Source organism: Mycobacterium sp. DBP42 (assembly GCF_005924235.1).
Taxonomy (GTDB): Bacteria; Actinomycetota; Actinomycetes; order Mycobacteriales; family Mycobacteriaceae; genus Mycobacterium; species Mycobacterium syngnathidarum.
Map to the genome: position 1 here is coordinate 19995 of NZ_VCMY01000042.1, position 13795 is coordinate 33789.

Annotated in this window: 15 protein-coding genes; 10 read left to right on the forward strand and 5 right to left on the reverse strand. The window is 66.5% G+C overall.

Going from position 1 to position 13795, the window contains the following annotated elements:
- Nucleotides 1-116 precede the first annotated feature (116 nt).
- A complete protein-coding gene (locus E0T84_RS26190) occupies nucleotides 117-1235 on the reverse strand; it encodes a citrate synthase 2 (RefSeq protein WP_070184559.1) in 1119 nt (372 codons plus the stop codon).
- Nucleotides 1236-1330: 95 nt separating this feature from the next.
- On the opposite strand from E0T84_RS26190, the gene pdxH reads away from it, so the two are divergent.
- From pdxH to E0T84_RS26220, 6 genes are all read left to right on the forward strand, one after another.
- On the forward strand, nucleotides 1331-1966 hold the full coding sequence (gene pdxH / locus E0T84_RS26195; RefSeq protein ID WP_083283844.1) for a pyridoxamine 5'-phosphate oxidase: 636 nt from the start codon (nucleotides 1331-1333) through the stop codon (nucleotides 1964-1966).
- Nucleotides 1966-3282: an MFS transporter gene (locus tag E0T84_RS26200; protein ID WP_138745928.1), complete on the forward strand. Its 1317-nt coding sequence runs from the start codon at nucleotides 1966-1968 to the stop codon at nucleotides 3280-3282. Before pdxH ends, E0T84_RS26200 begins: the two co-directional genes overlap by 1 nt.
- An 80-nt stretch (nucleotides 3283-3362) precedes the next feature.
- On the forward strand, nucleotides 3363-4034 hold the full coding sequence (locus E0T84_RS26205) for a TetR family transcriptional regulator (protein WP_083284542.1): 672 nt from the start codon (nucleotides 3363-3365) through the stop codon (nucleotides 4032-4034).
- A gap of 93 nt (nucleotides 4035-4127) precedes the next feature.
- Nucleotides 4128-5432, forward strand: coding sequence for a citrate synthase (locus E0T84_RS26210; RefSeq protein ID WP_070189280.1), 1305 nt, complete (start codon nucleotides 4128-4130; stop codon nucleotides 5430-5432).
- Nucleotides 5433-5526: 94 nt separating this feature from the next.
- Entirely contained in the window at nucleotides 5527-6981 is a 1455-nt protein-coding gene (locus E0T84_RS26215; RefSeq protein WP_138745929.1) for an MFS transporter, read from the forward strand.
- Nucleotides 6971-7393, forward strand: a complete 423-nt coding sequence (locus E0T84_RS26220) for a MarR family winged helix-turn-helix transcriptional regulator (RefSeq protein ID WP_138745930.1) — start codon at nucleotides 6971-6973, stop codon at nucleotides 7391-7393. The genes E0T84_RS26215 and E0T84_RS26220 overlap by 11 nt, the downstream gene beginning before the upstream one ends.
- Here E0T84_RS26220 and E0T84_RS26225 read toward each other — a convergent pair.
- Nucleotides 7390-8946, reverse strand: a complete 1557-nt coding sequence (locus E0T84_RS26225) for an NAD(P)/FAD-dependent oxidoreductase (protein WP_138745931.1) — start codon at nucleotides 8944-8946, stop codon at nucleotides 7390-7392. The two genes, E0T84_RS26220 and E0T84_RS26225, sit on opposite strands and share 4 nt — an antisense overlap.
- A 15-nt stretch (nucleotides 8947-8961) precedes the next feature.
- Nucleotides 8962-9210, reverse strand: a complete 249-nt coding sequence (locus E0T84_RS26230; protein WP_070944766.1) for a DUF2630 family protein — start codon at nucleotides 9208-9210, stop codon at nucleotides 8962-8964.
- A 31-nt stretch (nucleotides 9211-9241) separates the two neighbouring features.
- Between E0T84_RS26230 and E0T84_RS26235 the strand changes: the two genes are divergently transcribed.
- From E0T84_RS26235 to E0T84_RS26245, 4 genes are all read left to right on the forward strand, one after another.
- Complete coding sequence (locus tag E0T84_RS26235) at nucleotides 9242-9604, forward strand: FKBP-type peptidyl-prolyl cis-trans isomerase (protein ID WP_070189275.1); 363 nt, start codon at nucleotides 9242-9244, stop codon at nucleotides 9602-9604.
- A 119-nt stretch (nucleotides 9605-9723) separates the two neighbouring features.
- Nucleotides 9724-10776 (forward strand): OmpA family protein, encoded by a 1053-nt coding sequence (locus tag E0T84_RS26240; RefSeq protein WP_138745932.1) that lies wholly within the window; start codon nucleotides 9724-9726, stop codon nucleotides 10774-10776.
- Nucleotides 10777-10787: 11 nt separating this feature from the next.
- Nucleotides 10788-10943 (forward strand): hypothetical protein, encoded by a 156-nt coding sequence (locus E0T84_RS31975; RefSeq protein WP_165617771.1) that lies wholly within the window; start codon nucleotides 10788-10790, stop codon nucleotides 10941-10943.
- Nucleotides 10940-11563 (forward strand): hypothetical protein, encoded by a 624-nt coding sequence (locus E0T84_RS26245; RefSeq protein ID WP_138745933.1) that lies wholly within the window; start codon nucleotides 10940-10942, stop codon nucleotides 11561-11563. The genes E0T84_RS31975 and E0T84_RS26245 overlap by 4 nt, the downstream gene beginning before the upstream one ends.
- A 61-nt stretch (nucleotides 11564-11624) precedes the next feature.
- On the opposite strand, the gene E0T84_RS26250 is transcribed toward E0T84_RS26245, so the two are convergent.
- Both E0T84_RS26250 and prrA read right to left on the reverse strand, forming a co-directional pair.
- Complete coding sequence (locus E0T84_RS26250) at nucleotides 11625-12965, reverse strand: HAMP domain-containing sensor histidine kinase (RefSeq protein WP_138745934.1); 1341 nt, start codon at nucleotides 12963-12965, stop codon at nucleotides 11625-11627.
- A 37-nt stretch (nucleotides 12966-13002) separates the two neighbouring features.
- Entirely contained in the window at nucleotides 13003-13713 is a 711-nt protein-coding gene (gene prrA, locus E0T84_RS26255; protein WP_003884623.1) for a two-component system response regulator PrrA, read from the reverse strand.
- Between the last annotated feature and the right edge of the window lie 82 nt (nucleotides 13714-13795).

A 13795-nucleotide genomic window follows, 5' to 3' on the forward strand; every position in this document is an offset into this window, starting at 1 on the left:
ACGCCGAGACGACGCCGCGTGACGGAGCGGCCCCTGATCTCGTCGGCAACCGCGGTACCGGTACGGAAATCCGCCGAAAACATCTGCCGCAGAAGCGAATATGTCGTGACCGCGGGTTACGAGGTGGCGATCTTGTCCCATCCGGCAACCGACTCCACGCTGCGCGGTTCGGGGCCGACATAGACGGCGGCCGGGCGCACGAGTTTGCCCAGCCGCTTCTGTTCCAGGATGTGCGCGCACCAGCCCGCGGTCCGTCCGCAGGTGAACATCGCCGGCATCATCGAGGCAGGCACCTGGGCGAAGTCCAGGATCACCGCGGCCCAGAACTCGACGTTGGTCTCGATGGCCCGGTCGGGGCGGCGCTCACGCAGCTCGGACAGCGCAGCCTGTTCCAGGGCTGCGGCCACCTCGTAGCGGGGTGCCGCGAGGCGTTTGGCGGTGGCCCGCAGCACCCGCGCCCGAGGATCCTCGGCGCGGTACACGCGGTGCCCGAAGCCCATCAGCTTGTCGCCGCGATCCATGATGCCCTTGACCACCGCGCGGGCGTCCCCGGTCTTTTCGACTTCTTCGATCATCGGCAGCACCCGGGCCGGGGCGCCGCCGTGCAGGGGACCGCTCATCGCGCCCACCGCGCCCGACAGCGATGCCGCGACGTCGGCGCCGGTGGAGGCGATCACCCGGGCGGTGAACGTGGAGGCGTTCATCCCGTGTTCGGCCGCGGTCACCCAGTAGGCGTCGATTGCCTCGACGTGCTTCGGGTCGGGGTCTCCCTGCCAGCGGGTCATGAAACGCGCTGTGACGGTGTCGCATTCGTCGATCGTGCGCTGGGGCACGGCGGGCTGGTAGATGCCGCGGGCTGACTGTGCGACGTAGGACAGCGCCATCACCGAGGCCCGGGCCAGCTGGTCGCGAGCGGTGTCGTCGTCGATGTCCAACAGCGGTGCGTAACCCCAGATCGGTGCCAGCATGGCCAGCCCGGCCTGGACGTCGACGCGCACGTCGCCACTGTGGATGGGCAGCGGGAACGGCTCGGCCGGGGGTAGTCCCGTGCCGAAGCTGCCGTCGACCAGCAGCCCCCACACGTCTCCGAACGTGACGCGGTGGGCCACGAGGTCTTCGATGTCCACACCCCGGTAGCGCAGTGCACCACCGTCCTTGTCGGGTTCAGCGATCTCGGTGGTGAAGGCGACGACGCCTTCGAGGCCGGCAACGAAGCCATCCGGTACAGCGGGCATGTCCAGATTCTTGCACCAAGCTCAGGCGTAGCGTTATCGCGGTGGCAAGACCTCCCGGACAGACTCCTGACCACCACGAGCATGACTTGGCCGGCATGCGGGTGGACTACGTCGAGAAGGACGGCTGCGGCGATCTGGATGTCGATTGGCTCGGCGAGGACCCGGCGACCGGGTGGCTGACGCTGCTGCGCGCGTGGCTGACCGATGCGTACCGCGCCGGGGTGGCCGAGCCCAATGCCATGGTGGTGGCCACCACCGACGACGAGGGAAGACCGGTCACCCGAACGGTGTTGTGCAAGAGCATGGACGAGACCGGCATCACGTTCTACACGAACTATGACTCCGCCAAGGGAACCCAGCTGGCTGTGAATCCCTACGCGTCGGCGACGTTCCCGTGGTACGGCCTGGGCCGCCAGGTGCACGTGCGCGGTCCGGTGACCATGGTGAGCCGTGAGGACACCGAGGCGTACTGGTCCAAACGCCCGCGAGGTTCACAGCTCGGTGCCTGGGCGTCGCAGCAGTCCGCTCCCATCTCGTCGCGTCAGGAGCTGCTGGGCCGGCTTGCCGAGGTGACGGAGCGGTTCGCCGGCCTCCAAGCCGTTCCGGTGCCGCCGAACTGGGGCGGTTATCGCGTCGCCCCGGAGAGTGTCGAGTTCTGGCAGGGGCGGGAGGACCGGGTGCACAACCGAATTCGCGTGATCGGGGATCGAGTGGAACGCCTGCAGCCCTAGTGCGTAGGTATTTCGCCGACACCACCCCGCTGCGCACACCGGATTTCCGGCGGCTGTGGTTGGCCGGAATCCCGACGGTCATCGGCGCCAATCTGACCATCTTCGCGGTGCCGGTGCAGCTGTACGTGCTGACCGAGAACTCGGCGTACGTGGGGTTGTCCGGTCTGTTCGCACTGGTGCCCCTGGTGGTCTTCGGGCTGTGGGGCGGTGCCTGGGCCGACGCGATGGACCGCAGGCTGCTGCTGATCATCGCCTCGATCGGGTTGGCCGGGGCCTCGGTGCTGTTGTGGCTGCAGGCCGCGCTGGCCATGAACAACGTGTGGGTGGTGCTGTGCCTGCTGGGCGTGCAGCAGGCGTTCTACGCGGTGAACAGCCCGACGCGTTCGGCGGCGATTCCGCGGATGCTGCCGGCCGAGCAGCTGCCCGCAGCGAACTCGCTGAACATGACGGTCATGCAGTTCGGCGCGATCGTCGGGCCGCTGATGGCCGGGCTCCTGTTGAACTGGGTGGACCTGTCCACGCTGTATCTGATCGATGCCGTGACCTGTCTGGCACCGATCTGGGCGACTTTCCGGCTGGCGCCGATGCCCCCGGCGGGTACGGAGCAGGGTGCCTCGCGTTGGGGCCTGACTGCGGTGCTGGACGGCTTCCGCTATCTGGCCGGCAACCGGGTGGTGTTGATGTCGTTCGTCGTCGATCTGGTGGCCATGATCTTCGGGATGCCGCGCGCGCTGTTCCCGCAGATGGCGCACGAGAGTTTCGGCGGACCGGTCGAGGGCGGCACCACGATGGCGTTGCTGGCCGCGGCGATGTCGGCCGGCGCGGTGGCCGGCGGTGTGTTCTCGGGCTGGCTGCCGAGGATCCGCAGGCAGGGGCTGACCGTGGTGCTCGCGATCGTGGTGTGGGGCCTGGCCATGGTCGGGTTCGGTATCGCGGGTGGGTCGGCGCACGGGCGGGCCGGGCTGTTGTTGTGGATTGCGTTGGCGTTCCTGGCGATTGGTGGTGCCGCCGATATGGTGTCGGCCGCATTCCGGTCGACGATCCTGCAACAGGCGGCCTCCGATGAGCTGCGGGGCCGGCTGCAGGGCGTGTTCACGGTCGTGGTTGCCGGGGGGCCGAGGCTGGCCGACACATTGCACGGGGCGGCGGCAGCAGCGGCGGGGACGACGGTCGCCGCGGCCGGCGGCGGCGCCATGGTGGTCGTGGGAGTGGTGATCGCGGCACTGGCGGTGCCTGCGTTCGTGCGGTACCGGGTGGAAGTGAGCGGAGCGAGCACGGGTGCGCGGCAGGATCAGTCCGAGCCAGACAAAGTCTGACCATCGGCGAATGGCGTCCAGCGTCAGATAGTTGCCGAAATGGACCGAAAAGCAGTCCTTTGGCCGCTAGCATCCGTTTCGTGGTTGACGTTGTGCGGCAGGCGGCGATGGGCTTGCGTGAGCGTAAGAAGCAACGTACCCGGGCGACATTGATCGAGGCTGCCATCGATTTGTGTGACCGCCAGGGTTTCGAGCAAACCACGGTTGAACAGATCGCCGCGGTGGCCGATGTGTCCCCGCGCACGTTCAGCCGCTACTTCGCGACCAAGGATGCCGTCGTGTTGGCGTTCGTCGATGAGGTGATCGAGATCGTCGCGATCGCGCTCGCCGCGCAACCGGCCGAGATCCCCCATATGGAGGCGCTCTACCGGGCGCACGTGGAGGCGTTCCTCAACACCAAGACTGCGCCACCCACTCAGCTCACGTCGGATCGGCTGTTGGCTTCGGCGCGCATCGTCACGTCGTCTCCGGCGCTGATGCAGTCCGCTTCGGAGTTCCGGGCGGACGCGGTCAACGTGGCGCTGGCAGAGCGGATGGGGGTGTCCGGCGACGACCGCCGGCTCAAGCTGACGGCCGTGGTGTGGGGTTCGATCCTCATGACCGCCATCGCTGACCTGGGATCTCAGGCAGGGTGGGACTCCCTGACCGTCGACGATGTCGTCGCCCGGATCGAGGCGACGTACGCCGATTTCCGGGCCGTCGCGGCGGGCGTTCAGGAGGCGCCCGAATCGGCGCTCAGCCAGCTTTCCTGACCCGTTGGTAACCCCCCGCGGGCAGCGTTGATCGATTGCGACTACCTTTTGTAGAGCAGTTGTCGGTTCCCAGGACGCGATGAAGGGATTCCCGTGGCCGAAAACCCGTCGAGTGGGCAGGAGCTTGCCACTCTCAAGTACCCCGGTGGCGAGATTGATCTCGATATCGTCCATGCGACCGAGGGCAGTGACGGCATCGCACTTGGTCCGTTGCTGGCCAAGACCGGCTACACCACGTTCGATGGTGGCTTCGTCAACACCGCTTCCACCAAGTCGGCGATCACCTATATCGACGGTGATGCCGGCATCCTGCGGTACCGGGGCATCCCGATCGAGCAGCTGGCCGAGAACTCCACGTTCATCGAGGTCAGCTACCTGCTGATCTATGGTGAGCTGCCGACGGCCGAGCAGTTGGAGACGTTCACCACTCAGATTCAGCGGCACACCCTGCTGCACGAGGATCTCAAGCGGTTCTTCGACGGCTTCCCGCGCAACGCGCATCCGATGCCGGTGCTGTCGAGTGCGGTCAACGCGTTGAGCGCCTACTACCAGGATTCGTTGGATCCGCTGGACAACAAGCAGGTCGAGCTGTCGACGATTCGTTTGCTGGCCAAGCTGCCGACGATCGCGGCATATGCCTACAAGAAGTCCGAGGGGCAGCCGTTCCTGTACCCGGACAACTCGTTGACGCTGGTGGAGAACTTCCTGCGGATGACGTTCGGTTTCCCGGCCGAGCCGTACGAGGTGGATCCCGAGATCGTCCGCGCGCTGGACATGCTGTTGATCCTGCACGCCGATCACGAGCAGAACTGTTCGACCTCGACGGTGCGACTGGTGGGCTCGTCGCAGGCCAACCTGTTCACGTCGATCTCCGGCGGTATCAACGCGCTGTGGGGCCCGCTGCACGGTGGCGCCAACCAGGCCGTGCTGGAGATGCTGGAGAAGATCCGCACCGGCGACGACGACGTGCAGACCTTCGTCAAGAAGGTCAAGAACCGCGAAGACGGCGTGAAGCTGATGGGCTTCGGTCACCGGGTGTACAAGAACTACGACCCGCGGGCGCGCATCGTCAAGGAGCAGGCCGACAAGATCCTGGGCAAGCTGGGTGGCGACGACGAGCTGCTCGACATCGCCAAGCAGCTCGAAGAGATCGCGTTGACCGACGACTTCTTCGTCGAGCGCAAGCTGTACCCGAACGTCGACTACTACACCGGCGTGATCTACCGGGCGATGGGCTTCCCGACCCGCATGTTTACCGTGCTGTTCGCACTGGGCCGGTTGCCGGGATGGATCGCGCACTGGCGGGAGATGCATTCGGAGCCGAACAAGATCGGCCGTCCCCGCCAGATCTACACCGGCTACACCGAGCGCGGGTACGTCGACATCAACAAGCGCTGAGCTTCCCTCCGCTCGGCAATCCTCGCCAGCGCAGCGGCACCGGCGCCCTGGCGTCGACTTGCCTCATCGATAGTTGTAGTTTCACAATAGTTGTGTGAATACAACTGTCGGCTCGCTCACTGCACGGCGCAAGGCGATCATCCTCGTCTCGTGCTGTCTGAGCCTGCTGATCGTGTCGATGGACGCCACCATCGTCAACGTCGCGATCCCGAGCATCCGTGACGATCTGGCCGCGTCACCGTCGCAGCTGCAGTGGATCGTCGATGTCTACACGCTGGTGCTGGCCTCGCTGCTGTTGCTGGCCGGCGCCACCGGCGACCGGTTCGGCCGCAGACGGACATTCCAGCTCGGCCTGACGATCTTCGCGGTGGCATCCCTGCTGTGCAGCCTGGCGCCCAACGTCGAAACCCTCATCGCCGCGCGATTTCTGCAGGCCATCGGCGGTTCGATGCTCAATCCGGTGGCCATGTCGATCATCACCCAGGTGTTCACCGGCCGGGTTGAGCGGGCCCGCGCGATCGGTGTCTGGGGCGGCGTGGTCGGTATCTCGATGGCACTGGGCCCGATCGTGGGCGGGGCACTGATCGAGTACGTCGATTGGCGCGCGGTGTTCTGGATCAACCTGCCGATCTGCGCCCTGGCCGTTGTGCTCACCGCGATTTTCGTGCCCGAATCCAAGTCGTCGACGATGCGGGATCTCGACCCGATCGGCCAGGTGCTGGGCGTGGCGTTCCTGTTCGGCGTGGTGTTCGTGCTCATCGAGGGACCAGGATTCGGCTGGGCGGATACGCGCACCCTGGCTGTCGCCGCCGTCGCTCTGGTGGCGCTGGTGGCCTTCCTGCGGTACGAATCGCGCCGCACGGACCCGTTCATCGATCTGCGCTTCTTCCGCAGCGTGCCGTTCGCCTCGGCCACCGTGATCGCGGTCTGTGCCTTTGCCGCCTACGGGGCGTTCCTGTTCATGATGTCGCTGTACCTGCAGACGCAACGTGGTTACTCGGCGATGCACACCGGCCTGATCTACCTGCCGGTCGCCGCGGGCGCGCTGATCTTCTCGCCGCTCTCGGGCCGACTGGTCGGGCGGTACGGCAGCCGTCCGTCGCTGTTGGTGTCGGGGGCGACGATCACCGTGGCCACGGTGCTGCTGACCCGGTTGAGCGGCGATACCCCGGTGTGGCAGCTGCTGGTGATATTCGCGGTGTTCGGCATCGGCTTCTCGATGGTCAATGCACCGATCACCACCACGGCCGTCAGTGGTATGCCGCTCGATCGTGCCGGTGCGGCCTCGGCGGTCGCGTCGACAAGTCGTCAGGTCGGTGTGAGTGTCGGTGTGGCACTGTGTGGTTCGGTGGCAGGTGCCGCGCTCGCCGGCACCGGTGTGGATTTCGCCTTGGCGGCCCGTCCACTCTGGTTTGTCTGTGCCGCACTGGGCTTGGTGATCTTCGCGCTCGGCGTCGTCTCCACCACACCGCGGGCATTGCGTTCTGCCCAGAGCCTGGCGCCACTGATCGGTGAGCACCATGTCCCGGAGGTGACCCGTGTCCGGTGACGGGCCGACCCGGTTGGCAGATGAGGTGTGGGCTGCTTTGACGACGTTGGTGTTCGACCACCGCGACCGCTGGAGGCGGGCCGTGATCGAGCGAACAGGACTGCCCTTCAGCCGAATCCGCGTATTAAAACGGCTTGCGCGTGAGCCGCTGACAGTCAAGCAGCTGGCCTACGCGGCGACAGTTGACGCCCCCGCCGCCACGGTCGCCGTCAACGACCTTGAGGAGCGGGGGCTGGTGGTGCGTGAGGTCGACCCCGCCAACCGGCGCAGCAAGCTGGTCTCGCTCACCGATGACGGCCGCGCGCTGCTGGCCCGCATCGACGAGGTCGAAGATCCGGCGCCGCAGGCGCTCGCCTCACTCGACGCCGAGGACTTGGAAGCGTTGCGCGCCATTCTGTCGCGGGTTCGCTAGCCTTCGAGCACCGCCATCGCGGCATTGTGTCCGCCGACACCGGAGACCGCTCCGCCGCGTACCGATCCCGAGCCGCACAACAGGATCCGGTCGTGGGCGGTGGCCACACCCCAGCGCTGGGCCGGCGTCACCAGCGGAGCGTCGTCCTCGGCGAACGGCCAGCGCAGCGCGCCGTGGAAGATGTTGCCTGCGGTCATCCCCAGCGCTTGCTCGAGATCGGCGGTGGTCTTGGTCTCGATGCACAGCCGGCCTGCGCCATCCTCCATGAGGACATCTTGGATCGGTTCGGCCAGAACCGAATTCAGCGAAGTCAACACCGCCGAGGTCAACCGGTCGCGAGTCCGGTCTGGATCGCCGGCCGACAGTGAGTGCGGAGTGTGCAACCCGAAGACGGTCAGCGTCTGTGCCCCCGAGGCGCGCAGATCCTCGGACAGGATGCTGGGGTCGGTCAGGGAATGACAATAGATCTCGCACGGCAGCGGGTCCGGAACACGCCCGGCGGTTGCGGCGCCGTAGGCCCTCTCCAGCTGGCTGAACGTCTCGTTGATGTGGAACGTACCGCCGAATGCCTGCTCGGGCGTGACCTGCTGGTCTCGGAGGCGGGGGAGCCGGCGCAGCATCAGGTTGACCTTCACCTGCGCGCCGGGCGCGCTCTCGGGCGCCGGTTCACCGAGCAGGTCGGCGAGTACGGCCGGGGTGACGTTGGCCAGCACACGTTCGGCGCAGACCTGCCGCGCCGATCCGCCGTGCCGGTAGCGGACCTCGCCGTCCGGGGTGACCGCGTAAACATCTGCCCCGGTGATGATCTCGGCGCCGAAGCCGGTCGCGGCGGCGGCCAGTGCTCCGCTCACCGCGCCCATTCCGCCGACGGGGACGTCCCAGTCGCCGGTACCGCCGCCGATCAGGTGGTAGAGAAAGCACACGTTCTGGATCAGGCTGGGGTCATCCAGAGCGGCGAACGTGCCGATCAGGGCGTCGGTGGCCATCACGCCGCGTACCAGATCGTTCGACACCGCAGCGGTGATCGCCTCGCCGATAGGACGTTCGATCAGCGCCTCCCAGGCCGCGGCGGTCTCGGCGTCGTGTCCGTTGAGCACGTTTCGGCGGATCTCGCTCCGGTGGCACAGCGGGTGCAGCAACGTCGGCCAGATGCGCGACGTGATCAGTTGGCACCGTCGGTAGAAGTCGCTGAACCCGTGCGCGTCGGTGCCGGCGCCGATCGCGTCGAATGTCGGCTGCGGCCCGATCAGTAGGCCGGTGGCGCCCCCGGTCGCCGGATCCGGGGTGTAGGACGAGATTCGCCGGCGCGACAGCCGGATGCGGGCGCCCAGATCGGTGATGACGCGTGAGGGCAGCAGGCTGACCAGGTACGAGTATCGCGACAACCGGGCATCGATGCCGTCGAAGGCATGCGCCGAAACCGCTGCGCCGCCGACGTGGTCGAGGCGTTCGAGCACCTGAACTCGACGTCCGGCCCGGGCCAGGTAGGCAGCGGCCACCAAACCGTTGTGCCCGCCACCGATGACGACGGCGTCCAACGCTTTTTCCGTCACGTCACGCCCGGCCGGTCAGCCTCGGTAGTCTTCGACTTCGTCGGCCCCGCGTGTCTGGGCCAGGCCGGGGTCCTGACCTGTCTCGCGCAGCGCGCGGCGCTGCCGCAACAGGTCCCAGCACTGGTCGAGGGCGACTTCCAGTGATCGCAAACGTTGCTGTTCTTCGGTTTCGTCGATTTCCCGCCGCTGCAGTTTGGTCCGGAGCTCCTGCTCTTCGGCAACGAGCCGGTGAACTTCGGCGAGGATGTCCTGATCTTTGGCCACACAACCAGTCTGCCGGACTACCGTTGATCAGGTGAGTACAAAACCTGACATCGAGTTTCCCGATGGCCCTGCCCCTACTGAATTGGTCATCACAGACCTCGTGGTCGGTGACGGCCCAGAGGCTGTGCCCGGCGCCACTGTCGAGGTGCACTACGTGGGTGTCGAATACGACTCCGGTGAGGAGTTCGACAGCTCATGGAATCGCGGAGAGTCCATTGAATTTCCATTGCGTGGCCTAATCCAGGGCTGGCAGGACGGAATTCCCGGCATGCGAGTCGGCGGTCGTCGCCAGCTCGTCATTCCGCCTGCCCAGGCCTATGGGCCTGCGGGTTCAGGACATCGACTTTCGGGAAAGACGTTGATCTTCGTTATCGATCTACTCGGCGTCCGTTGACGTTTCCGTAGGTTCGGAAAGTATTGGCCGAACCTAACCGTTGATTTCCATTTACTGCTACCGTCAACCTGTTTCGCTGCTGTAGATAACTGTTCGTCGACTTCAGGGAGTGCCCAAAAATGTCGAGTTCGGACGAATCTCGGACAATCACCGGCTGGCAAACAGCCTCCAAGCTATATCGACGACCACCGGGTGTGGGCTGGTTGTTGGCGCTGGCGGCAGTTCCGTTGTTGCTGGGGCTGATCGGATGGGGCGGGCTCGACCGCTCGGACAAGGACACCGATCTGACGCTTCCCGATGTGAATCCCACGGCGACTTTGACCGCTCCGGGCGTGAATACCCCGGACGTCAACGCACCCAACGTGAATTTGCCGAATCTGTCGTTCGCACCGTTGTCGATCTCCCGTAACGGCAATGACTTCAATCTCACCGGTGATCTTCCGGACGCGGCGGCCAAGGCCTCACTGCTGGACTGGTTGCGCGGAAAGTTCGGCGCGGACGTCAATCTGGTCGACAATCTCAATCTGCGTCCGGGTGTGAACACCCCCGACGTGTCGGCACTGGGCAAGGTTTTCGACGCTGCGGCCGAGGGTATTCCGGACTTCAATTTCAGCATCGACGGGGACAGGTTGACGCTCACCGGTACCGCGCCGTCGGCGGAGGTGCGCGACGCGGTCGAGGCGGCCGCCAAAGAGGCGTGGCCGAACATCAAGGTCGTCAACAACATTCAGGTTGCGGCCGCACCTCCGGCCCCCGCACCTCCGGCGCCTGAGGCCGGTGCACCGGGTGCGCCCGGCGGTACCCCCGGACCCTGCGCGGCGCTGCAGGACGATGTGAGTGCGCTGCTGCGTACTCCGATCAACTTCAGCACCGACGGGTTCGCGGTGGCGCCGGCATCGCAGCAGTTGTTGACGCAGGTCGCCGACAAGATCAAGTCGTGTGAGGGCGCGCGGGTGACCGTCACCGGTTACACCGACAGTTCGGGCAATGACGCGATCAACGTTCCGCTCAGCGGCAACCGCGCCAAAGCCGTTGCAGATTATCTGGTTTCGCAGGGGTTGCCGGCCGACCATGTGACGTCGTCCGGTGCCGGCTCGGCGAATCCGATCGCCAGCAACGACACCCCCGAAGGCAAGGCGCAGAACCGCCGCGTCGAGATCACGGTCAACTAGGGAGAATCGACATGGACTTCGTAATCCAATGGTTGTGGTATCTGCTCGCGTTCGTGGTGGGGTCACTGGTTGCCTGGCTGATCACCGTGGTGACCGTCAAGCCCACCAGTGAAGAACAGGCGTTCGCCGAACTGCCCGGCTCACGTGAGATTGGAGCAGGACGATGAGTGATGTGAACTGGTGGTTGATGGCCCTGGCTTTCGTGCTCGGGCTGGTGTTGACGCTGGCGCTGACCTTGCGCAGGGTCAAGCGGGAAGTGCCGGTCTACGGTGCCCTGGGGCGCCGCCCGGACACCACGACCGGCGCCGGCGCCAAGGCCGCGGCGGCCGGTGGGACTGCCGCAGGCGCAACGGCTGTGGGCGATGACGCTACGACCAAGCTGCCCAAGGCCGGTACGGGTGATGAGCCCACCACTCAGCTGCCGAAGGCCGCCAGTCCCGGTGCCGCAGCGGCGGGTGCGGCCGCCGCCGGCGCGGCGGGGGCGGCGGGGGCAGCCAAGTTCGCTTCCGGCGGTGGTGCTCATGAGGCCGCCGACGATGCAGCCGGTGAGGACGTCGAGGTCGTCGAGGAGACACCGTACGGTGCCGGCTCGGTCCGGGTCTCGGGTGCGGGCACGCCGAGCGGGTATCTGATCAAGGGCAACGAGGATTCGATGCTCTATCACTCGCCGGAGAGCCCGTCCTACTCGGTGACGATCGCCGAGATCTGGTTCGCCGACGTCGAATCCGCCGAGAAAGCCGGGTTCAACCGTTGGGACAGCGGCAAGTCTCAGCGCGAGAAGAAGTAGGAAGCCACACGGATCGCCCGCCTCTGCCAACGGAGGCGGGCGATTTCGTACCGTGCTCAGGCTAGTGCGGGCCGGGCAGGCGCAGCAGCAGGCGTGCCCCGCCCAGCGGGCTCGATTCCAGAGTCGCTGTTCCGCCGTGTAATTCGGCCTGCTGAGCCACCAACGCCAAGCCGAGCCCGGAGCCCGATCGCGACGCTGTCGACCCACGGGAGAAGCGGTCGAACACCATTGCGCGTTCTTCCTCGGGCACGCCCACCCCGTCGTCGTCGACGGCGATCTCCACGCCCTGGCGCGAGCTCACCGCTGACAACTGCACTCGCGTGGCGCCGCCGTGCTTGACGGCGTTGGCGATCGCGTTGTCGACGGCCAGGCGCAGCCCGGTCGGCAGGCCGATGATGATCACGGTCGGTGACGGCGCCAGCGACACCTCGAGGTCGGGGTAGACGCGCATGGCGTCGTGGGCGGCGCGGTCGAGCAGTTCGGTGATGTCGACGGTGACGTGGTCGTCTGTGGTGGACAGCTCACCCTGGGCGAGGCGTTCCAGCGCGCCGAGGGTGGCTTCGATCCGTGACTGGGTGCGGATGACGTCGCCGACGACTTCCTTGCGTTGATCGTCGGGCATGTCGAGGGTGGACAGCACTTCCAGGTTGGTCCGCATCGCGGTGAGCGGGGTGCGTAGTTCGTGGGCGGACACCGAGGCGAAGTCACGGGCCGAGGCCAGCGCGGCCTTGGTGCGGCCCTGTTCGGACCAGATGCGTTGCAGCATGCCGTTGACGGCGTCGGCGATCTCGACGGCCTCACTGGCACCGCGCACTTCGACGTCGGGAGCCTCGTCGCTCGCCTCGATCTCGCGGGTCTGCTCGGCCAGCCGTTTGAGTGGGCGAACCGCGAATGCGGCCAGCACCCAGCCCAGCACGGTGGCCGCACCGACGGCGAACACGCAGATGATGATCACCCGGCGATGCAGGTTGTTGGTGTCGGCGATGGTGGCGTCGTACGTCGCACCGACGGCCACCCACATCGGTCCGGGCGCGGGGATCTGCACGGTGCGTACGCGCCAGCGCACACCGTCGATGTAGGTGTCGGCGTAGCCGTCGGGCAGTTCGGGCAGGACCACGTTCGAGTTCGACGACACGTCCCCGGCCTGCCGGACGGTGATCACCGCGTCCTGGTCGCTGGGCGAGCGGGGGATCTCGCCGAGACCGCGCGGCAGGAACGGAATCGCGAATCCCGCCGCCTCGTCGAGGCGGCGGTCCAGGCGTTCCTTGCGGTCGTTGGTGATGCCGACCCAGACGATGGTGCCGACGATGACGACGACGATCGCTGCGCCGATGGCGGTGGCGAACGCGACCCGGGTCCGCAGCGAGGGTGTGCGGCGGAAGATCCGGGTCAGCGGTCTCATGTCGGCTACGGCCGTTGATTCTTCGCGCGAGCGCTCATCACTGCGTCCTGAGGACGAATCCGACGCCGCGGACGGTGTGCAGTAGTCGCGGCGCGCCGCCGGCTTCGAGTTTGCGGCGCAGGTAGCCGATGAACACGTCCACCACGTTGGTGTCGGCGGCGAAGTCGTAGCCCCAGACCAGTTCCAGCAACTGTGCCCGGGACAGCACGGCGGTCTTGTGCTCGGCCAACACGGCGAGCAGGTCGAACTCGCGTTTGGTCAGGTCCACGTCCACGCCGTTGACCCGGGCGCGGCGGCCGGGGATGTCGACCTCCAGCGGGCCGACCTGGATGGTCTCGGAGGAGAAGGTGGCCGAGGCGCCGCGCCGGCGCAGCAGGGCCTTGACCCGGGCCACCAACTCTTGCAGCACGAATGGTTTGACCAGGTAGTCGTCGGCGCCGGCTTCCAGGCCGGCCACGCGGTCGTCGACGCTGCTGCGGGCCGAGAGCACACAGACCGGTACGTCGTTGTCCATTGCGCGCAGCGCGGTCACCACGCTCACGCCGTCGAGTACGGGCATGTTGATGTCGAGGACGATCGCGTCCGGGCGGGTCTCGGTGGCGCTGCGCAGCGCCTCGGCTCCGTCCACGGCCGTCGAGACGGTGAACCCGGACAGCCGCAGCCCGCGTTCCAGGGAGGCGAGCACGTCAGGGTCGTCGTCTACGACGAGGACCCGGGGCGAGGCCATGCCACCGGTTGCGCTATCCATAACCGCCATCTTGCCCGATGAACTACGGCGAATCGCGTAGGCACCCAGGGAAGTCTTTGACCTCAATAATTGTTCAGGTTTT